At 32.6% G+C, this 21,381-nt stretch carries 21 protein-coding genes and 1 other annotated feature; of the genes, 19 read left to right on the plus strand and 2 right to left on the minus strand.

Annotation, left to right across the window (positions count from 1 at the left end):
* The 16 genes from ACFOZ1_RS11850 to ACFOZ1_RS11925 all read left to right on the plus strand — a co-directional run bounded on the left by ACFOZ1_RS11850 (window position 1) and on the right by ACFOZ1_RS11925 (window position 16,982).
* Window positions 1-966, plus strand: coding sequence for a PhoH family protein (locus ACFOZ1_RS11850; RefSeq protein WP_390199540.1), 966 nt, complete (start codon window positions 1-3; stop codon window positions 964-966).
* A 171-nt stretch (window positions 967-1,137) separates the two neighbouring features.
* Window positions 1,138-3,273 carry an HD family phosphohydrolase gene (locus ACFOZ1_RS11855; protein WP_390199542.1) on the plus strand — a complete coding sequence of 712 codons (2,136 nt, stop codon included), beginning with the start codon at window positions 1,138-1,140 and terminating at the stop codon, window positions 3,271-3,273.
* Window positions 3,273-3,737: an rRNA maturation RNase YbeY gene (ybeY, locus tag ACFOZ1_RS11860; RefSeq protein ID WP_390199544.1), complete on the plus strand. Its 465-nt coding sequence runs from the start codon at window positions 3,273-3,275 to the stop codon at window positions 3,735-3,737. Before ACFOZ1_RS11855 ends, ybeY begins: the two co-directional genes overlap by 1 nt.
* Window positions 3,715-4,083 carry a diacylglycerol kinase family protein gene (locus tag ACFOZ1_RS11865; RefSeq protein ID WP_390199546.1) on the plus strand — a complete coding sequence of 123 codons (369 nt, stop codon included), beginning with the start codon at window positions 3,715-3,717 and terminating at the stop codon, window positions 4,081-4,083. Before ybeY ends, ACFOZ1_RS11865 begins: the two co-directional genes overlap by 23 nt.
* Window positions 4,084-4,281: 198 nt before the next feature.
* The gene (gene era, locus ACFOZ1_RS11870; protein ID WP_390199548.1) at window positions 4,282-5,184 is read left to right on the plus strand and encodes a GTPase Era; all 903 of its coding nucleotides are present in this window, start codon (window positions 4,282-4,284) and stop codon (window positions 5,182-5,184) included.
* A gap of 156 nt (window positions 5,185-5,340) precedes the next feature.
* Window positions 5,341-5,487 carry a YqzL family protein gene (locus tag ACFOZ1_RS11875; protein WP_390199550.1) on the plus strand — a complete coding sequence of 49 codons (147 nt, stop codon included), beginning with the start codon at window positions 5,341-5,343 and terminating at the stop codon, window positions 5,485-5,487.
* Window positions 5,488-5,524: 37 nt separating this feature from the next.
* Complete coding sequence (recO, locus tag ACFOZ1_RS11880) at window positions 5,525-6,274, plus strand: DNA repair protein RecO (protein WP_390199551.1); 750 nt, start codon at window positions 5,525-5,527, stop codon at window positions 6,272-6,274.
* 51 nt (window positions 6,275-6,325) lie between these two features.
* Window positions 6,326-6,508, plus strand: a binding site (T-box leader).
* Window positions 6,509-6,634: 126 nt separating this feature from the next.
* Window positions 6,635-7,528 (plus strand): glycine--tRNA ligase subunit alpha, encoded by an 894-nt coding sequence (glyQ, locus tag ACFOZ1_RS11885; RefSeq protein ID WP_390199553.1) that lies wholly within the window; start codon window positions 6,635-6,637, stop codon window positions 7,526-7,528.
* Window positions 7,515-9,605: a glycine--tRNA ligase subunit beta gene (gene glyS / locus ACFOZ1_RS11890; RefSeq protein ID WP_390199555.1), complete on the plus strand. Its 2,091-nt coding sequence runs from the start codon at window positions 7,515-7,517 to the stop codon at window positions 9,603-9,605. Before glyQ ends, glyS begins: the two co-directional genes overlap by 14 nt.
* A gap of 26 nt (window positions 9,606-9,631) precedes the next feature.
* Entirely contained in the window at window positions 9,632-10,465 is an 834-nt protein-coding gene (locus ACFOZ1_RS11895) for a pyruvate, water dikinase regulatory protein (protein ID WP_390199557.1), read from the plus strand.
* A 432-nt stretch (window positions 10,466-10,897) separates the two neighbouring features.
* Window positions 10,898-12,718 carry a DNA primase gene (dnaG, locus tag ACFOZ1_RS11900; RefSeq protein WP_390199558.1) on the plus strand — a complete coding sequence of 607 codons (1,821 nt, stop codon included), beginning with the start codon at window positions 10,898-10,900 and terminating at the stop codon, window positions 12,716-12,718.
* Window positions 12,719-12,739: 21 nt separating this feature from the next.
* Entirely contained in the window at window positions 12,740-13,855 is a 1,116-nt protein-coding gene (gene rpoD / locus ACFOZ1_RS11905; RefSeq protein ID WP_390199560.1) for an RNA polymerase sigma factor RpoD, read from the plus strand.
* A gap of 123 nt (window positions 13,856-13,978) precedes the next feature.
* Entirely contained in the window at window positions 13,979-14,512 is a 534-nt protein-coding gene (locus tag ACFOZ1_RS11910) for a hypothetical protein (protein WP_390199562.1), read from the plus strand.
* Between the two features lie 138 nt (window positions 14,513-14,650).
* On the plus strand, window positions 14,651-15,040 hold the full coding sequence (gene cccA / locus ACFOZ1_RS11915) for a cytochrome c550 (RefSeq protein ID WP_390199563.1): 390 nt from the start codon (window positions 14,651-14,653) through the stop codon (window positions 15,038-15,040).
* A gap of 141 nt (window positions 15,041-15,181) precedes the next feature.
* The gene (locus tag ACFOZ1_RS11920) at window positions 15,182-15,871 is read left to right on the plus strand and encodes a tRNA (adenine(22)-N(1))-methyltransferase (RefSeq protein WP_390199565.1); all 690 of its coding nucleotides are present in this window, start codon (window positions 15,182-15,184) and stop codon (window positions 15,869-15,871) included.
* Window positions 15,864-16,982, plus strand: coding sequence for a Nif3-like dinuclear metal center hexameric protein (locus ACFOZ1_RS11925; RefSeq protein WP_390199567.1), 1,119 nt, complete (start codon window positions 15,864-15,866; stop codon window positions 16,980-16,982). Before ACFOZ1_RS11920 ends, ACFOZ1_RS11925 begins: the two co-directional genes overlap by 8 nt.
* Before the next feature lie 76 nt (window positions 16,983-17,058).
* Here the strand turns inward: ACFOZ1_RS11925 and ACFOZ1_RS11930 are convergent, their stop codons facing one another.
* Complete coding sequence (locus tag ACFOZ1_RS11930) at window positions 17,059-18,003, minus strand: 4-hydroxy-3-methylbut-2-enyl diphosphate reductase (RefSeq protein ID WP_390199569.1); 945 nt, start codon at window positions 18,001-18,003, stop codon at window positions 17,059-17,061.
* Between the two features lie 138 nt (window positions 18,004-18,141).
* Here ACFOZ1_RS11930 and ACFOZ1_RS11935 point away from each other — a divergent pair, with 138 nt between their 5' ends.
* Window positions 18,142-19,455, plus strand: coding sequence for a DEAD/DEAH box helicase (locus ACFOZ1_RS11935; RefSeq protein ID WP_390199570.1), 1,314 nt, complete (start codon window positions 18,142-18,144; stop codon window positions 19,453-19,455).
* Window positions 19,456-19,473: 18 nt separating this feature from the next.
* The gene (locus ACFOZ1_RS11940) at window positions 19,474-20,367 is read left to right on the plus strand and encodes a deoxyribonuclease IV (RefSeq protein ID WP_390199572.1); all 894 of its coding nucleotides are present in this window, start codon (window positions 19,474-19,476) and stop codon (window positions 20,365-20,367) included.
* Between the two features lie 54 nt (window positions 20,368-20,421).
* Here ACFOZ1_RS11940 and ACFOZ1_RS11945 read toward each other — a convergent pair whose 3' ends face one another.
* Window positions 20,422-20,703: a DUF2624 family protein gene (locus tag ACFOZ1_RS11945; RefSeq protein ID WP_390199574.1), complete on the minus strand. Its 282-nt coding sequence runs from the start codon at window positions 20,701-20,703 to the stop codon at window positions 20,422-20,424.
* Between the two features lie 189 nt (window positions 20,704-20,892).
* Here ACFOZ1_RS11945 and ACFOZ1_RS11950 point away from each other — a divergent pair, with 189 nt between their 5' ends.
* Window positions 20,893-21,315, plus strand: a complete 423-nt coding sequence (locus tag ACFOZ1_RS11950; protein ID WP_390199576.1) for a DUF4190 domain-containing protein — start codon at window positions 20,893-20,895, stop codon at window positions 21,313-21,315.
* Window positions 21,316-21,381: the final 66 nt, after the last annotated feature.

The following is a 21,381-nucleotide window of genomic DNA, read 5'->3' on the forward strand; positions in this document are numbered from 1 at the left end:
ATGCCAGAAGATTTAAAAGTTATTGATTTGCAATTAGAAAATGCAAATGAAGCACTTCAATTATTTGGAACAGAAGATCGTAATTTAAAGCAATTAGAAGAACAATTAGCAATTTCAATTGTGACTAGAGGTGAACAGGTTAGTGTTTCAGGTAATGATGAAGATATAAAAATCGTTCAGGAAGTATTGGACGGTTTATTGAAAATAATTAGAAAAGGGATTACAATTTCCGAAAGAGATGTAATATATGCAGTAGCATTATCTAAAAAAAATAAAATAGAAGAGTTAGCAACATTATTTGAAGATGAAATTGCAAAAACAGTCAAAGGGAAATCGATTCGCGTTAAAACTTTAGGACAACGAAACTATTTACAAGCAATGAAACAAAATGATTTAGTTTTTGGTATTGGTCCTGCCGGAACAGGTAAAACATATTTAGCAGTTGTTATGGCTGTACAAGCATTAAAGAATGGAAAGGTAAAAAGAATTATTTTAACACGTCCTGCAGTAGAAGCTGGAGAAAGTTTGGGATTTTTACCTGGCGATTTAAAGGAAAAGGTGGATCCATACTTACGTCCGCTATATGATGCACTTCATGATGTATTAGGCACAGAGCATACAATGAGGTTAATTGAGCGTGGTACGATTGAAATAGCACCATTAGCATATATGCGAGGTCGTACACTCGATGATGCTTTTGTGATATTAGACGAAGCGCAAAACACGACAACTGCACAAATGAAAATGTTTCTAACTAGATTAGGATTTGGATCAAAAATGGTTATTACAGGTGATGTTACACAAATTGATTTACCAAAAGGTGTTTACTCGGGCTTAGTAGAAGCAAGAGATAAATTAAAACAAATGGTTGGGATTAGTTTTATAACATTAACTCAAGCAGACGTAGTTAGACATCCAATTGTACAGAAAATCATCGAAGCATATGAAACATCTAAGCAATCTTAATAAATATGATAAGACGGGTGAGACTTGGCTTTTTATAGTCAAGTCTTTTAACTAAATGTAAAAATCATGAATAAATTTTATAAAAATATGCCGTTTTACTGTTATAATAGTAATGGAATGTATATTTCTAGTATACGTATCACGAAACACAGGTGAATTGAGGAGATTAATGTGAAAAGAGACATGTTAATAAAAAAAATAAGTTCATATTTTAATAGAAATTGGTCGCGTTTTTTATTAACGGCTCTTTGTTGTTCTGCTATTTTCTTTGCATTTACATATACCAATGTATATACAGAAACATATGACATTGAGAAATTCTCTACAGCTAAGGAAACGATTCGTGCACCTATTACAATTGAGAATACGAAAGAAACAGAAAGAAGGATTAGAGAAGCTGTACAATCAGTTGAAGATCATTATGAGATTTCACAAGAAGTAACAGACGAACAAGTGAATTCTGTTATCGAAATTTTTGAAGTTGTGGATAAAGTAGAATCAGAAAATCTTAAAGAAATTTTAAAGAAAGACAAGATTACATCAATTGATAAAGTCGAGTACTTAAAGCAGTTACTTCAAAATGATGCAATAAAAGAATTAGATGATTCTGTATTTATTTCAATTATAGAGGCCTCACCCAATGATCGTGTACTCGCTAAAGAGCTTGTATCATCTACATTGTATGATGTCTACAATAGTGGAATAAAGGTTGGTGAGGAAGACAAAGTAGCGAAGAGTGTAGTGCAAAAGTTAAGTTACACGACGTTAAGTGATAATTTTGTCGAAGAAATGATCCCAGTCATTCAAGTGGCGGTAGAGCCCAACTCCTTTTTTTCAGCTGATCAAACGAATGAGGCACAAAAAAAAGCAAGAGATACCGTAGAACCTGTGATGATTCGTGCTGGAGAGTTAATCGTAGAAGAGGGTCAATTAATTACAAATGAAATTTTTGAAGAATTAGAATTGACTGGTTTATTAAACGAAGAACGCAATGTATATCCATTAATTGGATTGCTTATATTAATGGTCTTACTTGGATTCATTATATTTTTAGAATTACAACACACAAATGGTGATATATTGTCTAGTCGAAAATTACTCGCAATATTAATTATAAGTTTTTTTATTGTTGTCTTAATGAAAACAATTAGTTTCTATGTGACAGCAGATAATCCTCTTTATTTTATAGCACCGATTGCTACTGTCTCGATGCTATTAAAAATGCTATTAAATGAACGAATTGCGATTGTGTTTTCGATTATTTATGCAATTGTAGGTAGTGTTGTATTTAATGCGAATATACCAGGTCTACTTAACATGGAAGTAGGTATTTATTTCTTAATTACCCAACTTGTTAGTATTTATTTGCTTGCAATTGTAAAAGATAAAGCAGCGATTATTAAGACTGGAATCGGAGTAGCTTGTATTAATTTAATGACTGTATCTTTATTTGTATTATTATCATTTGAGAAATATGACTGGTCAGACTTTTTATTAATTGGAATATACGGATTTTTATCCGCAATTATTGCAACAGTATTAACAATTGGATTATTACCATTTTTCGAGACAGGTCTTGGGATTTTGTCTGATTCCAAATTATTAACATTGTCGAGTCCGAATCATCCATTATTGCGCAAATTGTTAATAGAGGCTCCAGGTACATATCACCACAGTATTATGGTAGCAAATTTAAGTGAAGCCTCCTGTGAAGCGATTGGAGCAAATGGATTATTAGCAAGAGTTGCAGCATACTATCACGATTTAGGGAAGACGATAAGACCACACTATTTTATTGAAAATCAGATGGGAATGAAGAACCCACACGATTATTTAGATCCTTGTCAGAGTGCAGAAATTATCCTAGGACATCCCTCTGATGGTGCAAAGTTATTAAAGAAAGAAAAGCTACCAAAAGAAATTATCGATGTAGCATTGCAACATCATGGGACAACTCTACTAAAGTATTTTTATTTTAAAGCAAAAGAAAAAAATGATAAAGTAAGTGAACAAGACTTTCGTTATGTAGGACCGAAACCAAAGTCAAAAGAAGCAGCAGTTGTATCTATATGTGATTCCATAGAAGCAGCAGTTAGATCAATGAAAAATCCAAGTCAAGTCGAGATTGAAAAAATTGTCTCTGCTATTTTTGAAGATCGTATATTAGATGGACAATTGAATGATAGTACTTTAACATTTAAAGAAATTGACCAAATCAAAAATGTAATATGTGAGACGTTAAAAGGGATTTATCATTCAAGGATTGAGTATCCGAAGAAAGAAGAGAAAATAAGGGAGGCAAAATAATGGAAATTGATTTTATAGATGAAACATCGTCGATTGTACAAAAAGATATAAAGCTAGTGAAGGATTTGTTACTTTTTGCAGCAAAAGAAGAAATGATTCCAGATCATGCAGAGCTGTCTATTACTTTTGTAACGAATGAAGAGATACAGCAATTAAATAAACAATATCGTGATTTAGATAGACCAACAGATGTTTTATCATTTGCATTGGAGGAAGAAGGAGAGGGCGAAATTTCTATTTCAGGTATGAACTTGCCAAAAATTTTAGGCGACATCATTATTTCTATTGATAGAACCAAAGAACAAGCAGTGGAATATGGACATACGTTTGAACGTGAACTAGGTTTTTTAGCATTACATGGATTTTTACATTTGTTAGGGTATGATCATATGAACGAAATAGACGAAAAAAAGATGTTCCAAAGACAAGAGGAGATCTTAAATGGGTTCGGGCTATCGAGATAGTTCAAAAAAGTTTATAGGTTTTAGATACGCATTTAAAGGAATAGTATATGCAATTAAACATGAGAGAAATATGAAGATACATTTGTTAGCAACATTCATCGTACTAATTGTCAGTATCTATACACAAATTACACCAATCGAATGGGCAGTGCTATTACTTACATGTGCACTTGTATTAAGTTTAGAAATAATGAATACAGCAATCGAAGTGGCTTTAAATTATATTGAACCATCAAAACAAGAGGCAATTGGAATAGCAAAAGATTTAGCAGCAGGTGCGGTGTTCATTGCAGCAATTTTTTCTATTACAATTGCATGTTTTATCTTTATCCCTTATTGGATCTAGATGAGTCTGTATAGTTTTAATTATAATTGAACGATTGATTAGAATTTGTCGCGTGTATATGGCAGTTAGTCTATCAGATATGTCTCACTTTACAGAATGTTAAAACATTATCACTAGTTTTGTCGAAAGTATGAAATCATCAAAAAAATATTGTATGATGTATATAGTGAATGCAACAGGATAAACGGAGGAAATTACATGGAAAACAATTTCAAATCAGGATTTGTAGCAATTATCGGTAGACCAAATGTAGGTAAATCAACATTTATGAATAGAGTTATCGGTCAAAAAATCGCTATTATGAGTGATAAAGCACAAACAACTCGCAATAAGATACAAGGTGTGTATACAGATAAAGAGAAGCAAATCATCTTTATTGATACACCTGGAATTCACAAACCGAAACACAAACTTGGTGACTTTATGGTGAAAATCGCAGAGAACACATTAAGCGAAGTGGACGCAATTATGTTTATGATTAATGCGGATGAAGGGTATGGTAGAGGAGATCAGTTTATTATTGATAAGCTGCCGAAGAATACGCCTGTCTTTCTTATTATAAACAAAATTGATTTAGTCACACCAGATGAACTATTACCACTGATCGAATTATATAAAGATAAATTCGATTTTGCTGAAATTATACCAATCTCTGCATTAGAAGGTAATAATGTAGATCATTTAATGAATGTATTTGATAAATATTTAGCAGAAGGACCGCAATTCTATCCAGAAGATCAAGTTACAGATCATCCTGAGCGATTTATTATTGCTGAACTAATTAGAGAAAAAGTATTGCATTTAACGAGAGAGGAAATTCCTCATTCTGTTGCTGTTGTTATTGATCAAATATCCAATCGAGGAGACAATGAAAAGGTACTTGTACAAGCAAGTATTATTGTGGAACGCAAATCACAAAAAGGAATAATTATTGGTAAACAAGGCTCCATGTTAAAAGAAGTAGGAAAAAGAGCGAGACAAGATATTGAAGGGTTACTAGGTTCTAAAGTTTATTTAGAGCTATGGGTGAAAGTACAAGAAAATTGGCGAAATAAACCACATCATTTATATGAATTTGGATTTAAACAAGATGAGTATTGATTAGACAAATATGATAGCTATTGTTGATGTATAAAGCAATCCTTTATGTTTTTCTAATCATACATGGTAAAAATTATTACTAATGGAACGGCTGTTTTCGGTAATTCTATTAAAGAGCACAATGAAAGACAACCAAATAGAAAGGTGAGGTTTATTGTGATCGATGTACCATGGAAAATTTTCAGTCAAACAGGTAATATAGAAGCATATTTATGGATGAAACAAATGGAATTAGAAGAACCAGAAGATATAGTGAATCAGCAGGATGCATATAGTTATACAGAAGACAAATCGCAATTATAATACTCGTTTTACACAAGAGAGGAATAGGTGAATACTTGTGTTTGAAAAAGTAGAAGGATTTATTTTAAAAACACAAGATTATGGTGAAACACATAAAATCGTCACAATGATTACACCGACAATGGGGAAAATTGGTGCAATCGCAAGAGGTGCAAAAAAAACGAAAAGTAGAATGGCTGCTATTACGCAGCCTTTTATTCATGGAACATTTTTAATTCAAAAAGGCAGTAGTCTATCTACACTCCAACAAGGAGATATAATATCATCATACAGAAAAATTCGAGAAGATATTTACTTAACTGCATATGCAAGTTATATAGCAGAACTAACAGATAAATTAGTTGATGCGAAACGATACAATCCTACATTGTTTTTAAGATTGGTACATACACTTGGCGCTATGGAAGAGGGAAAAGATCCAGAGATATTACTGATGATATATGAGTGGAAACTATACAAAATAGCAGGATTTGCTCCAGTAATGGATCAATGTGCGACATGTGGAAAAAAAGATCAGTTGGTTGCATTCAGTGTGCGAGAAGGCGGTATGCAATGTATAAATTGTGCAACAAATCATCCATACGCAATACCGATTAGTGAAACAATCTACAAATTATTACGTATGTTCACCTGGCTTGAAATGGATAGAATCGGAAATATCTCGATTAAACAAGAAAATAAACTACTCCTTAAACAACTAATGGAACAATATTATGAAGAACATGGTGGATATTTTTTGAAATCGAAAAGATTTCTCGATCAAATGAATCGAATGGGAAAGCTTTAAGTAGTTGACAATCGGATAGAACTCTCGTATTATTTAATAATAATATGTATATGTACTGTGTAGATAAAGAAGAGTAAAAGTCAACAGTCTTTTATAGCGAGTCTAGGATGGTGAGAGCTAGATATAGATATGATTTTGAAGGCGCTTTGGAGCAGAATGAAAAAAGTGGTTATTTCAGTCGTGATGGAATGAAATAACAAATAGGGTGGAACCGCGGGTATACCCGTCCCTATGTTTTGTCAATTGTCAAAACATAGGGACGGGTTTTTGTATGGATTTATGGTATGCGATGAAACAAAAATACCACTATAGAAAGTAATATTCTTTATAATAAAATGAATGATAACGGAGGTAAGAGCAATGAATATTCAAGAAATGATACTCACATTGCAAAAGCATTGGTCAGATCAAAACTGTATTTTAATGCAAGCATATGATGTCGAAAAGGGTGCGGGAACCATGTCACCAATGACATTACTTAGAAGTTTAGGGCCAGAACCATGGAATGTAGCATATGTGGAACCATCAAGAAGACCTGCTGATGGTCGATATGGACAAAATCCAAACAGATTATATCAACACCACCAATTTCAAGTAATCATGAAGCCATCCCCTGATAATATTCAAGAATTATACTTGGAATCACTTCGAAAATTAGGTGTGAATCCAGATGAGCATGACATACGTTTTGTTGAAGATAACTGGGAAAATCCTACTTTAGGCGCAGCTGGTCTCGGTTGGGAAGTATGGTTAGATGGAATGGAGATTACGCAATTTACTTATTTTCAACAAATAGGTGGCTTAGAAGCGAATCCAGTAGCAGTGGAAATCACTTATGGAATTGAGAGACTAGCCTCTTATATTCAAGATAAAGAAAATGTATTTGACTTAGAATGGACGAATGGTGTTACTGTTGGTGATATTTTTTATCAACCAGAATTCGAACATTCTACCTACACATTTAAAGAATCGGATACAGATATGCTTTTTGAATTGTTCTCTACATATGAGAAAGAAGCAAAGCGCACAATGGAAAAAGGTCTAGTATTTCCTGCATATGATTATGTTCTTAAATGTTCACACACATTTAATTTATTGGATGCAAAAGGTGTCATCTCAGTAACGGAAAGAACTGGATATATCGGTAAGGTACGTAATTTAGCTCGAGAAATTGCTAAATTATATGTATTGGAACGCGAAAAGCTAGGATTCCCGATGTTGAAAGGAGAGAACAAAACAAATGACAACAACTAATGTACTTTTTGAAGTGGGTTTAGAAGAAATGCCTGCACGTTTTATGTCAGATACAGAAAAACAGTTACACGAAAAAACAATTGCATGGCTTGCATCTATCCGTTTAAAATATGATCAATTACACACTTTCATAACACCGAGAAGGTTTGCGGTGCAAATTATTGGTTTAGAAACAAAACAAGACGATGAAGAAGAAGAAGTAAAAGGTCCAGCAGTAAAAATTGCAAAAGATGAAGCTAATAATTGGACAAAAGCGGCTATAGGTTTTACAAAAGGACAAGGTAAAAGTGTTGAAGATATCTACACGAAAGAAGTGAATGGCACAGAATATATTTTTGTGAAAAAATTTACGGCAGGACAATCTGTGGATACACTATTACCTGATTTTAAGTCTGTTATATTAGATCTTCATTTTCCTAAGAACATGCGCTGGTCTAACCAGACATTACGCTATATTAGACCAATTAAATGGTTAGTTGCACTAAGAGATGAACAGATTATCCCTTTTGAAATAACAAATGTAAAAACAAGCAACTACACATTTGGACATAGATTTTTAGGTGGTAAAACAGTCATAACCAAACCAGAACAGTACGAACAATTATTAAATGAACAACATGTTATTGTGGACTCGAACAAAAGGCAACAAAAAATTGTAAATGAGATTAAAGAATTAGAGCAACAACATAACTGGGTAATTCCTATCGATGAGAGCTTGCTTGAAGAGGTAACTCATTTAGTAGAATATCCAACTGTATTTTATGGAGAATTCGAGAAGAGATTTTTGGATATTCCAAAAGAAGTGTTAATCACATCTATGAAAGAACATCAACGCTATTTTCCTGTGATGAATCATACGTCTGAACTACAACCATTTTTTGTTGCTGTGCGTAATGGTACAAATCAACATATTGAAAAAGTAGCAAAAGGTAATGAGAAAGTCTTACGTGCAAGACTTCAAGACGCACAGTTCTTTTATGAAGAAGATCAGCAGTTATCGATAGAGAGAAATGTCCAACAACTATCTAAAATGGTGTTTCAAGAACAGCTAGGAACAATTGCGGACAAAGTAAATAGAGTGAATAAAATTGCCAAAATTATTGCTAGAAAATTATCATTACAAGATGATGTCACTCAAAAAGTTACTAGAGCGTCTGAAATTTGTAAATTTGATTTAGTGACAAATATGGTTAATGAATTTACAGAATTACAAGGGGTTATGGGACATAAATATGCATTGATTTTTGGGGAAGATAAAGAAGTAGCTCAAGCAATTGAAGAGCACTATTTACCAAAATCAGCTAAATCTGAATTGCCAAAATCACTAGTTGGTTCTGTAGTCAGTGTTGCGGATAAATTGGATACAATTATTGGCTGTTTCACTGTTGGGTTAATCCCAAGTGGTTCTCAAGATCCGTATGCATTAAGAAGACAAGCTTTGGGAATTGTACAAATAGTGAAAGAACGAAATTGGGATATCAATATCAGTGAGTTAATAAAAGAAGTGCAACAGTTATATATCGATTTTACTACTAGTGATGAAATGGCAAATATTCACGAACAATTACACACATTTTTTAAACAGCGTGCTGCATATATTATGAAAGAAGAGAATATTGAACAAGACGTAGTAGAAGCGGTGTTAGCAGGGAAACTAGAAAAGTTTGCATTTATGATAGAAAAAGCACACTTGTTAAGTGAAAAAAGAAATGATCTATCTTTCAAAACAAAACAAGAAGCTTTTGTACGTGTGCTAAATCTTGCTAGTAAGGTTTCAGAAGAGGTGGATGTTGACCCACAGAAATTTAAGAACAATGAAGAAAAAGCATTATTTGAAAAATACCAAGCTATACACACAGATTATTTAAAAGCACTAACAAATAAAAAAGCGTCCGTTGCAATCGAACTCTTATCACAGCTAGTTACACCAATAAATGCATTTTTTGATCATACGATGGTAATGGATAAAGATGAATCGATAAAAATGAATAGACTAGCATTACTGTCATACATTTCAAAAGATATAAAACAATTCGCTGATCTAACCGAAATTAATTGGAAACAAACACATAGTTGAATGAATCCAGGAGGCAAGGAATGCGTATGGAAAAGTCAATAGTTTATGTTGTTTCTGATTCAGTTGGTGAAACAGCAGAATTTGTAACAAAAGCTGCACTAAGTCAATTTATGAAAGAAAATGAATATGATTTATACCGTATTCCATATGTAGAAAATACAGAAGTTTTGCGTGGTGTTGTCTACCACGCAAAACAATTAGGAGCAATGATAGGTTTCACTTTAGTTAATCCGGAATTTCGAGAGTTTCTAGTTAAAGAAGCGGAAATGAAAGAAGTAGAATGTGTGGATATAATGGGACCGATGTTACAAGCAATGCAAAGGAAATTTAATAAAAAGCCTAAGGAACAACCAGGACTCATTCACAGGTTAGACGAAGACTATTTCAGAAAAGTAGAAGCAATTGAATTTGCAGTAAGATATGATGATGGTAGAGACCCTAGAGGTGTAACGCAAGCGGATATTGTACTAATCGGTGTTAGTCGTACATCAAAGACTCCATTATCACAATATTTAGCTCATAAGAAATTAAAAGTTGCAAACATTCCAATTGTCCCAGAAGTAGATCCACCCCATACATTATTTACAATACCAACAAATAAATGCATTGGTTTGAAAATAAGTCCTGAGAAATTAAATGATATTCGTAAAGAAAGATTGAAGAGTTTAGGACTAGATGACAAAGCGAGTTATGCAACAATTAATCGTATAAACGAAGAATTAAAATATTTTGATGCGTTAATAAGTAAAATAGGTTGTCCAGTCATTGATGTGTCAAATAAAGCTGTGGAAGAAACAGCAAATTTAATACTTAATATGATTAATCATCCATATTGGAATATGGAAACTTCTCGAAGATGAGTTATTTTTGTTGGAAAAACTCATAATTTGTTTTATAATTATATTTTGTGTTATAACAATATAGTTTGTTATACCTTTTAATCACATTACTTATATATTTATCAAGTAGAATAGAATAATTGAATGGAATTTTGTTCTACATAGATTTAATAAATATTTATTAATAAAAAAAAGGAATTTTTCTTTTTTTGTAGAATTGATAATATATAAGGAAATAGAATATACACAAAAACTATGAATAATGAGATAGACAAACTTATGAATAGACAATCTCTTTCGTTTGATGGATGACAAATAATACCTGTTTAATTTGTGCTAAATAGGATATTACCTTTAGTAAAGAAGTAATAGATTATTTTTTATTACAACAATGGAGAAAAATGTCGAAATGATACAACAAAAGAATTATTATGATGAAAAATGGTGATAGATATGGTTAGTCATAATCAAGTAGACAATGACATAATTGCTTCTATCCAATCCTCCAACGATATTGTTGATGTTGTTGGTGAGTATGTCCAATTAAAAAAGCAAGGTAGAAATTATTTCGGGTTATGTCCGTTTCACTCTGAAAACACTCCTTCGTTTTCAGTGAACCAAGAAAAACAGATTTTTCATTGTTTTGGTTGTGGAAAAGGCGGCAATGTCTTTACATTTATGATGGAGATAGAAGGATACTCCTTTCCACAGTCTGTACAGCATCTAGCCGAGAAATCTGGTCAACAAATAACGTTATCTAATCAATCGAATGAAACAAAAGAATCGAATTCTGAAGAACAAAAAATACTAGAAGCCTACCAATTGTTAAGTAAACTATACCATCATTTATTAAAACATACAAAAGATGGAAAAAAAGGTCTTGAGTATTTGTATGACAGAGGATTTAATGAGGAAACAATTGATAAATTTCAACTAGGATTCTCTCCATACAAAAAGGATTTTATTATGCAATTTTTGGAACAAAAGGGTTATCACCGTCAATTAATGATTAAATCTGGTTTTTTTACAACAAATCATCAAGATCGGTTTCAAGGTAGAATTGTCTTTCCTATACGAAATATTACTGGAAAAACAATAGGATTTGTTGGTAGATCTATTGATGATCAAGAACCGAAATATTTAAATAGTGCGGAGTCACCATTGTTTCAAAAAAGTAAGATATTGTATAATTTTGACCAAGCAAGAAGTGAAATACGAAAAAAAAGTGAAGTGATTTTAACAGAAGGTTCTGCTGATGTAATGGCTTTAGCTCAAGCAGGATTTGAAAATACTGTAGCTTCATTGGGTACATCGTTTACAGATACTCATGCAAGTATTCTCAGAAGATATGTAGATACAGTTATTCTCTGTTTTGATGGAGATAATGCAGGTCAACAAGCAACTTTCAAAACATTAAAGATATTAAAGAAAGTCGGTTGTTTTGTAAAAATAGCAATGTTGCCTACTAATTATGACCCTGATCAATATATTAAAGAATATGGTGCAGATAGTTTTGATAAGCATATTATTCAGACAGCTTCTACAGAAATGTCCTTCTTGATGAAATATTATAAGAATGATTTTGATTTGAGACAAGAAGGTGAATTATTACGTTATGTTGATAAGATAATTAGTGAAATTGCACTATTGGCTAGTCCAATTGATAGAGATTTTTATATTCGAGAGTTAGCAGAGCAATTTTCATTATCACATGATGCATTAACAGAAGAATTGTCAAGAAAAATGCAATTCGTTAAAAAAAATGATGATAACAAGTCAAACTTTGGTAATACTAATGAAGAAAATCAATATTCAACGAACAATAATAAGAAGAAAGTTCTTCAAAGAGCATACTTAAATGCAGAAAGAACATTACTTGCATTTATGCTTCAAAATGCTCAAATTGCTGACAGAGTAAAAGACAAAATTGGATCAAAGTTTAACTTAGAACAGCATCAGATTATTGTAACGTATCTTTATGGCTTTTATGAGGAAGGAAATGAACCGAATCCTAGTCATTTTTTAACATATATAGAAGATCAAGCAATTCAAAAAATAGTTGTGGACTTATCTTTGCTTGATTGTAACTGGGATATTTCAGAAAAAGAGTTAGAAGATTATATTCATATTATTCTAGCTGAACAAACTGGACATGCAAAGATAAAACAATTAAATAATGAATTACATGCAGTTGAAAAAACAGATCCATTACGAGCTGCAGAAATTGCGATGGAAATCAACAAGATAAGGCAACAGTTAAAAAGAGGTAGTTAGTTTTTGGAAGGAGGGACACTCATGGCGAATAATAAATCATCACGTTCTAAAGAACCAGAATTAACTTTAGAACAGGCAAAAGAACAATTGTTAGAAATAGGTAAAAAACGTGGTGTGTTAGCATATGAGGAAGTGGCAGATAAATTATCTAATTTTGAATTAGAGTCTGATCAAATGGATGAATTTTATGAGTATTTAGGTGAACAAGGTGTAGAGGTTTTAGGTGAAACGGAAGAGGATCCTACATTACAACAACTTTCAAAAGAAGAAGAGTTCGACTTAAATGACTTAAGTGTACCATTAGGTATTAAAATAAATGACCCAGTAAGAATGTACTTAAAAGAAATAGGTCGTGTAGATCTACTTTCTGCTACGGAAGAAATTGAATTGGCTAAAAGAATTGAAGAAGGCGACGAATATGCTAAGAAACGATTAGCGGAAGCGAACCTTCGTCTTGTTGTTAGTATTGCAAAAAGATATGTTGGTCGTGGAATGTTATTTTTAGACTTAATTCAAGAAGGAAATATGGGTCTTATTAAAGCAGTAGAAAAATTTGACTTTAGAAAAGGATTTAAATTTAGTACGTATGCAACATGGTGGATTAGACAAGCAATCACACGTGCAATTGCAGACCAAGCACGTACAATTAGAATCCCTGTCCATATGGTTGAAACAATCAACAAATTAATCCGAGTACAAAGACAACTACTACAAGACTTAGGTAGAGAACCTTCGCCAGAAGAAATTGCGAAAGAGATGGATCTTACACCAGATAAGGTTAGGGAGATATTGAAAATTGCTCAAGAACCAGTCTCATTAGAAACGCCTATTGGTGAAGAAGATGACTCGCATCTTGGTGATTTTATCGAAGATCAAGAGGCAACATCGCCTTCTGATCATGCAGCTTATGAATTATTAAAAGAACAATTAGAAGACGTTTTAGACACATTGACAGACAGAGAAGAGAATGTATTACGATTACGTTTTGGATTAGATGATGGAAGAACACGTACATTAGAAGAAGTAGGAAAAGTTTTCGGTGTCACTCGAGAACGTATTCGACAAATAGAAGCAAAAGCTCTACGTAAATTACGTCATCCATCTAGAAGTAAACGACTCAAAGATTTCTTAGAATAAATAGAGTGAAGCTCACATTCATCCTTGTTAGGGAATGTGAGTTTTTGACTATCATTCTACATAATTTTTATTGTTTGCCGATATATATACAGTACGATGAAATAAAAATATGGGAATGATGTTATGGATGCAGAAAGAAAAAAAGTCATCATAAATGAAATAAAATATTGGAAAGATCATCGCCTTTTACCAACACATTACTGCGATTTTCTGCTTGCATTATATACAGAAGGTCAAGGGGATGAGGAAATAGAAGAAAGGACAAAATCACCGTATTATTTATTTTTTTATTTTTTTAATACATTAACATTATTTATTACATTACTGACAATTAATCTATATGAATCGCTCATTATTCAAGCATTGAGTATTGTTTTTGTAATCATAATAAATGTAGTATTTATTATGATTTTTAAAAAGAATGTAAATCTTAGAGATGATTATGCAGTAATGATTTTATTTGTAAATTTCCTGTTTGCTACTAGCCTTATGCTAATGCAATACATTATTATTCCAATTATTACATATAGTTGGATATTGCTTAATAGTGTTTGTTGGATTGTATTCGGTAAATGGAAGAAGCAATTTTTTCTGCAAGCTGCGGGTGTGTTTGTGTTAATAATTGGAATAATATTGATTGGGTTTTATTATTTATAACAATTTTTCGAAAAATTTAGCGGTTTCTCTTTGCTAAATAGGGATAATACAGTAAAATAGAATGTGGATTTGTATGAAATTATACATACATAATGATTGAAAAAAATGAATTAAATATCTAAAGGAGGAAAAGTCAAAATGAAAAATCCGATAATTCCGTTCGCTTTGATTGCAGTATTAGGTATATTAGCAATGATTATCTTCTCCGTTATTGGTCTTGATAAACAAGATGAAATTGCTAATGGAGGTGGCGATGCAGAATCAGTTGTAGAAGATCCTGAAGCAATTGCCCAAAGTTGTATTGGATGTCATGGTGGGGATTTAGAAGGTGCATCAGCTCCTAGCCTTCAAGATGTAGGAAGCAAGTACTCTGTAGAAGATGTAGAAAATATCATTAATAATGGTATTGAAGGTACAGCTATGCAAGGTGGTTTTGTTTCTGCAGAAGAAGCAAAAGTTTTGGCTAAGTGGCTTGTAGAAGGAGAAGAAGGCGGAGATTCTGAGGAAGAAGCTGCTGAAGCACACTAAACAACCACATTACATCATGTATTGATTTCTAACAGTAGAAGATTATTAGTTGTGTTAAATAATTTCCTACATAGTATGAAAAAGCTTTCTGTATATACGCAGAAAGCTTTTTCTCACATTTACATAGAAAGGTTTTGTCGTATGTTATCAAAAAGGTTAGAACATATAAAAAAATATTTAAAAAAACCAATTCACTTTGCTGATATTGGATCAGATCATGCATATTTGCCTGTATCTGTGTGTCTAAGTGACGAGGATGCAACTGCAATAGCTGGAGAAGTAAATCAAGGGCCATACAACCGTGCAAAGCAAACTGTTGAAATGAATGAACTTTCACATCGGATAGATGTAAGAAAAGGAAATGGATTAGAGATATTAGATGAATCAGATAATGTGAATCAAGTCACTATATGTGGAATGGGCGGGAAATTAATTCGTACTATTTTAAATAATGGAATTTCATATTTATCAGGTGTAAACCGATTGATATTACAACCAAACATTGATGGGGCTATTGTGAGAAACTGGTTAGTATCGAATCAATTTTATATAACGAATGAAGAGATTACAGAAGAAGATGGCTATATCTATGAAATTATTGTCGCAGATCGAACAAGTCAAAAAATAAGTCTATCAGAAAAAGAAGTCATGTTTGGTCCATACCTTATGGTTGAAAAAAATCATGTATTTATGACATATTGGCAAAATGAACTTGAAAAAAGGACAAAATTAATTAATGAAATGAAAAAAGCAACACAACCACCAGTTAAAAAGATCGAGAAATGGAATGAGGAAATAGACTGGATTAAGGAGGTTCTTGAGGGTGAGTAATACTACTGTTAAAGCAATCATTGACCTTTTTGAACAATGGGTTCCATTACATTATGCGGAACCTTGGGATAATGTGGGTCTTCTTGTAGGAGATAGAACTATGCAAGTGGACAAATTGATGATTACATTAGATGTTACAGAAGAAGTCGTAGATGAAGCGTTAAAAAACAATGTAAACATGATTATTGCTCACCACCCGCTTATTTTTGAAGGGCTAAAAGCAATTAATTTAACTAATTTCAAAGGTAAAATTATTCAAAAATTAATTAAACATGATATTGCTGTTTATGCAGCACATACCAATCTAGATATTGTATCTGGAGGAGTGAACGACTTATTAGCTGAAAAAATTGGATTAGAAAATAGTAAAGTTCTCCATCCGATGATAGAAGAAAAATTATACAAATTAGTTATCTATGTACCATCTTCTCATACAGATGTAATTGTCGAGGAACTGGGTGAAAGTGGAGCTGGTTTTATTGGGAATTACAGTCATTGTACTTTTCGAACCAACGGAACGGGTACATTTAAACCACTTGAAGGGACAAATCCCTATATTGGAAAAGCAGGGTTTGTAGAACGTGTAGCAGAAGACAAAATAGAAACACTTGTGAAAGAAAGTCAATTGCATACGATTATCTCAAAAATAGAGTCTGTACATCCGTATGAAGAAATGGCTTATGATGTATTCCAACTTAAAAATACTGGAACCTCATTAGGCTTGGGTAGAATCGGTACATTGAATCAGTCATGTACGTTAGACGAGCTTTTAGAAATTGTAAAAAAGGCTTTTCATGTAAATAGTGTAAGATTTGTTGGTGATAGGAATACAACGATTACTACTGTTGCTATCCTAGGTGGTAGTGGTAAAAGTTATATTAATGATGCAATTAAAAAAGGAGCAGATTGTTTCATTACAGGGGATTTATCTTTTCATGAAGCGCAAGACGCTCTTGCACAAGGAATCACATTAATAGATCCTGGTCATCATATAGAAGAGGTGATGAAAGAAGGGGTTAAGAAGTACTTTGAAGATAAAATGGCTATTTTACCTTCACCTATTCAAGTAATTACCTCTGAGCTTTCAACAGATCCATTTCAATACAGCTGATAAAAAAGAAGAAATATTTAAAAACTAAAAGGCCTGATATATAGTTAAACAGGCGCTTTTAGTTTTTGTTTAGTACTCATTTTACTTTTACCTTTGGAAGAATCTTATCTTTTTTTACTTTAGATGTCTTGTCCCATGTATCTGGATTATCACTATCGTATTGTTCAATAAATTTTATTACTTCCTTAGTGATAGGTGTTGGTGTAGACGCACCTGCAGTTATAGCCACTTTGTTTACATCGGCTAACCAACCTAAATCAATTTCCGTTACATCAGCAATTCGATAGGCTTTCGTCCCAGCATGTTCCATGGAAACTTGAGCTAAACGATTTGAATTATTACTTCTTGGGTCACCTACAACTAATGTTAAATCGGCATCTTTAGCTTGTTCAGCAACGGCTTCTTGTCTCACTTGTGTCGCCATACAAATTTCTTGTTCCATTTCTGTTTGTGGGTATTTTTCTTTTACTTTCAGCATGACATCATAGACATCCCATTGACTCATCGTTGTTTGGTTTGTGACAAGAATTTTAGCATTCTTATCAATGGTAAGTGTTTGGACATCTTCTTCTGTTTGAATTAAATGTACGTTATCAGGTGCGACTCCAATAGCACCTTCAGGTTCTGGATGTCCTTTTTTGCCTATATATACAATCTGATAGTTCTCTTTTACTTTTTCTCTAATTAAATCATGCGTTCTTGTTACATCTGGGCAAGTTGCATCAAGAACAGTGAGACCTTTTGCTTCAGCTTTTTTCTTTACTTCAGGTGAGACACCATGAGCAGTAAAAATAACTGTTCCAGATTCAATTTCATTTAATAATTCAGAACGATTTTTACCATCTAAAGTAAAAACACCTTGTTCTTCAAATGCTTTTGTCACATGTGAATTATGAACAATCATACCAAGAATATATATAGGACGAGGTAAATTAGGATCTTTCACAGCGTTTTGTGCAATCACCATTGCATCAACAACCCCATAACAATATCCCCTCGGAGCGATCTTAATTACTTCCATTGTGGTTCCCCCTCTGTACTTTAGATCACATATCAAGTAGAATAAATAATAATGGACATTTATTTGCCCAATACTTATTATTATAAAGGTAATTCAACTAATTGACAAAGATAAATTGTTAGTTAAAAGGAGATTAACATGGAAAAACATTTATTTAAACAATATGCACTTAATGACTGGATGAATCATGTCATTGATCAGTTACATTTTTATGAGCCAACAGATATTCAAGCACAAGTCATTCCGGATGCATTAAAAGGAAAAAATATAATTGGTCAATCAGAAACTGGTTCTGGAAAAACGCATGCTTTTCTAATTCCATTATTAAATAATTTAGATTTGGATTCAAATACTACTCAGGTTGTATTAACAGCACCTACACGTGAATTAGCAATTCAAATTTACGATGAAGTAAAAAAAATACTACAATTTGCCGACAAAGAAGAGAGTGTTCGAGCTAAATTAATCATTGGTGGAACAGATAAAAAACGCATGATCGATAAGATGAAAGAAATTCCACATATAATTGTTGCGACACCTGGACGATTATTAGATTTACTGAATGAAAATATTTTGGATGTATACACAGCAAATGCATTTGTAATCGACGAAACAGATTTAATGCTTGAACTAGGTTTGATGAATGAAATTGATCAAATATTAACAAAAGCAGATCCAAACATACAAGTAATGGTTTTTTCGGCAACAATTCCCGAAAAATTACAACCATTTCTTAAAAAATATTTGCATGCACCAAAATATATTAAAATTGATGATCGTCTAGCTCCAGAGAAAATGGAACATCGTATGATTCCATTGAAACATCGAGACAGAGCATCTGTTATTATGGATATTTCCAAAGTAATACAGCCATATTTAGCGATAATTTTCACAAATGGAAAAGAAAAAGCGAATGAACTGGCGAGTGAATTACAGACAAAAGGTTTAAATGTCGGATTAATTCATGGTGGATTAGCTCAAAGAGAACGAAAAAGAGTGCTTAAAGAAATACAAAACTTGAAATATCAATACATTGTAGCCACTGATTTAGCAGCGCGAGGCATTGATATTAAAGGGGTAAGTCATGTTATCAATGCTGAATTACCTAAAGAAGAGAGTTTTTATATACATCGAGTAGGTAGAACGGCGAGAGCAGGCATGGAAGGTACAGCAATAAGTTTGTTCACTGAGCAAGATTTAGAATTAGTCAAACGACTAGAAAAGAAAGGTATTACGTATACTTTTTACGATATTATTAAAGGTGAATGGCAAGAAACAAAAGCTTATAATGCTCGTCAAAATAGAATAAAGTATGAAAATGAGACAGAAAAACAAGCATGGCAGCAAATAAGAAAGCCTAAAAAAGTAAAACCAGGCTATAAGAAAAAAATGAAATATGAGCAGCAAAAAGTGAAAAAGAAAATACAACGTAAAACTTTCAAAAAGAAGTAGTATAGGAGAGAGTAGCACATGTTAAAAATAGGTTCACATGTTTCGATGAGTGGGAAAAAAATGTTATTAGGGTCAAGTGAAGAGGCAGTATCTTATGGAGCAAACACATTCATGATTTATACGGGCGCTCCTCAAAATACACGTAGAAAAGCAATTGAAGAACTAAATATTGAAGCAGGGACAAAGCATTTAAAGGAACATGGGATTACTGATATTGTAGTGCATGCACCATACATTATAAATATTGGTAATGCTGTGAAAAAAGAAACATTTGAGTTGGGTGTTAACTTTTTGAAAAGTGAAATAGACCGCACTGAAGCAATTGGTGCAAAGCAAATCGTTTTGCATCCTGGTGCACACGTTGGTGAAGGTGCAGATATAGGAATTGCAAAAATAATAGAAGGTTTAAATGAAGTATTAGATCCAAAACAAGACGTTCAAATTGCTTTAGAGACAATGGCAGGAAAAGGAAGCGAAATCGGACGAACATTTGAAGAATTAGCTCGCATTATAGATGGTGTCACACACAATGAGAAATTATCGATTTGTATGGATACATGCCATATTCATGATGCAGGATACCCAATTGTAGATGATTTTGACGGCGTGCTAAATGAATTTGATAAAATAATAGGTATTGATCGAATTAAAGTAGTGCATGTGAATGATAGTAAAAATGTACAAGGTGCAGGAAAAGACCGTCATGAAAACATAGGCTTTGGGCATATTGGCTATAAAGCATTACATCATATTGTACATCACCCGCAATTGAGTGATTTACCAAAAATATTAGAAACTCCTTATGTCGGAGAAGATAAAAAAAATAAAAAAGCGCCATATAAATTTGAGATTAGCATGATTAAGTCAGGAACATTTGATGAGAATTTAAAAGAAAAAATAATGGAACAATAAGTAATTACTCCGTACGCATTTTGCAGTACGGAGTTTTTTAAATTAAAAATACAATTAAAACATGTTTTCCACACCATATTGTTTAATTAATTGTTGAAACAACTGATTGCATCTTTTTGCTGTTTGCATATCCGTGATTTGAGCTAATTTTTTTAGCATCGCAGTACGATCAGATACTTTGGTTGGATCATACATATTTTCTTTTAAATGTTCACAAATTATTTCTGCCTGTTGGGAAGATATCGGAATATCATATTTTTTTGCATATTGTAAAAGAATGGATGGTTGGATAGTCTGTAATTTTCTTATCATAATCATTTTTTTAAAACTGTTCATATAGATGGGCTCCTTTCCACTATTGATGGATGATAGCATGAACTTTAAAAAATAAAATGAAAGCTCTAATAAGCAATATGTAAGTTAGTATATGTATATGACTTAATACATTAAAAAATTACCAAGCAATTTTTGAAGAAATAAAGCCATACTACGAATGTACCTCTAAAACAAAAGGAGGGTTGAAAGATGTCAAATGACAAAGAGTACGAAAACAATCGTGTAGAGGATGCACCAAAATACGATTTGGAAAATCAAGAGGATATCACTACCAAGCAATTTGCTTCAACGGATGAGTTATATGCACTAGATGAAGCATATAAGCGAGATTCAGAAGTGGCCCAAGAATTAACAGCCAATGAATTTAATCGGCCAATTGAAGATAGTGAACAAGGAACAGAAATGCAATCAAGTGTAAATACTACGTTTGGTTGGATTGGTTTAGTATTAGCAATTGCATCATTCTTTGTTTGGCCATTAATTATGGCGATAGGTGGATTAATATTTGGATTCATTTCCAAAAAACAAGGAGCAGATACGTTAGGTAATGCAGCAATCGTCGTATCGATTATCTCATTACTCGTATCTATCATAATGATTCCATTATTTTAGCCAATTACCAATACAGATGAAGTCAATCAATATGTCAGTATAATATAAAAAGTAGACACCTATCTG

The sequence above is a fragment of the Gracilibacillus marinus genome (assembly GCF_042651725.1).
GTDB lineage: Bacteria > Bacillota > Bacilli > Bacillales > Amphibacillaceae > Gracilibacillus > Gracilibacillus marinus.

Bases quoted from the DNA above. Each gene is read 5' to 3' on its own strand.
- ACFOZ1_RS11920 (WP_390199565.1), top strand. From the start codon at position 15,182: ATGTTATCAAAAAGGTTAGAACATATAAAAAAATATTTAAAAAAACCA.
- ACFOZ1_RS11895 (WP_390199557.1), top strand. From the start codon at position 9,632: ATGGAAAAGTCAATAGTTTATGTTGTTTCTGATTCAGTTGGTGAAACA.
- ACFOZ1_RS11850 (WP_390199540.1), top strand. From the start codon at position 1: ATGCCAGAAGATTTAAAAGTTATTGATTTGCAATTAGAAAATGCAAAT.
- dnaG (WP_390199558.1), top strand. From the start codon at position 10,898: ATGGTTAGTCATAATCAAGTAGACAATGACATAATTGCTTCTATCCAA.
- ybeY (WP_390199544.1), top strand. From the start codon at position 3,273: ATGGAAATTGATTTTATAGATGAAACATCGTCGATTGTACAAAAAGAT.
- ACFOZ1_RS11910 (WP_390199562.1), top strand. From the start codon at position 13,979: ATGGATGCAGAAAGAAAAAAAGTCATCATAAATGAAATAAAATATTGG.
- ACFOZ1_RS11940 (WP_390199572.1), top strand. From the start codon at position 19,474: ATGTTAAAAATAGGTTCACATGTTTCGATGAGTGGGAAAAAAATGTTA.
- ACFOZ1_RS11935 (WP_390199570.1), top strand. From the start codon at position 18,142: ATGGAAAAACATTTATTTAAACAATATGCACTTAATGACTGGATGAAT.
- ACFOZ1_RS11865 (WP_390199546.1), top strand. From the start codon at position 3,715: ATGGGTTCGGGCTATCGAGATAGTTCAAAAAAGTTTATAGGTTTTAGA.
- ACFOZ1_RS11930 (WP_390199569.1), bottom strand. From the start codon at position 18,003: ATGGAAGTAATTAAGATCGCTCCGAGGGGATATTGTTATGGGGTTGTT.
- ACFOZ1_RS11945 (WP_390199574.1), bottom strand. From the start codon at position 20,703: ATGAACAGTTTTAAAAAAATGATTATGATAAGAAAATTACAGACTATC.
- glyS (WP_390199555.1), top strand. From the start codon at position 7,515: ATGACAACAACTAATGTACTTTTTGAAGTGGGTTTAGAAGAAATGCCT.
- rpoD (WP_390199560.1), top strand. From the start codon at position 12,740: ATGGCGAATAATAAATCATCACGTTCTAAAGAACCAGAATTAACTTTA.
- cccA (WP_390199563.1), top strand. From the start codon at position 14,651: ATGAAAAATCCGATAATTCCGTTCGCTTTGATTGCAGTATTAGGTATA.
- ACFOZ1_RS11950 (WP_390199576.1), top strand. From the start codon at position 20,893: ATGTCAAATGACAAAGAGTACGAAAACAATCGTGTAGAGGATGCACCA.
- era (WP_390199548.1), top strand. From the start codon at position 4,282: ATGGAAAACAATTTCAAATCAGGATTTGTAGCAATTATCGGTAGACCA.
- glyQ (WP_390199553.1), top strand. From the start codon at position 6,635: ATGAATATTCAAGAAATGATACTCACATTGCAAAAGCATTGGTCAGAT.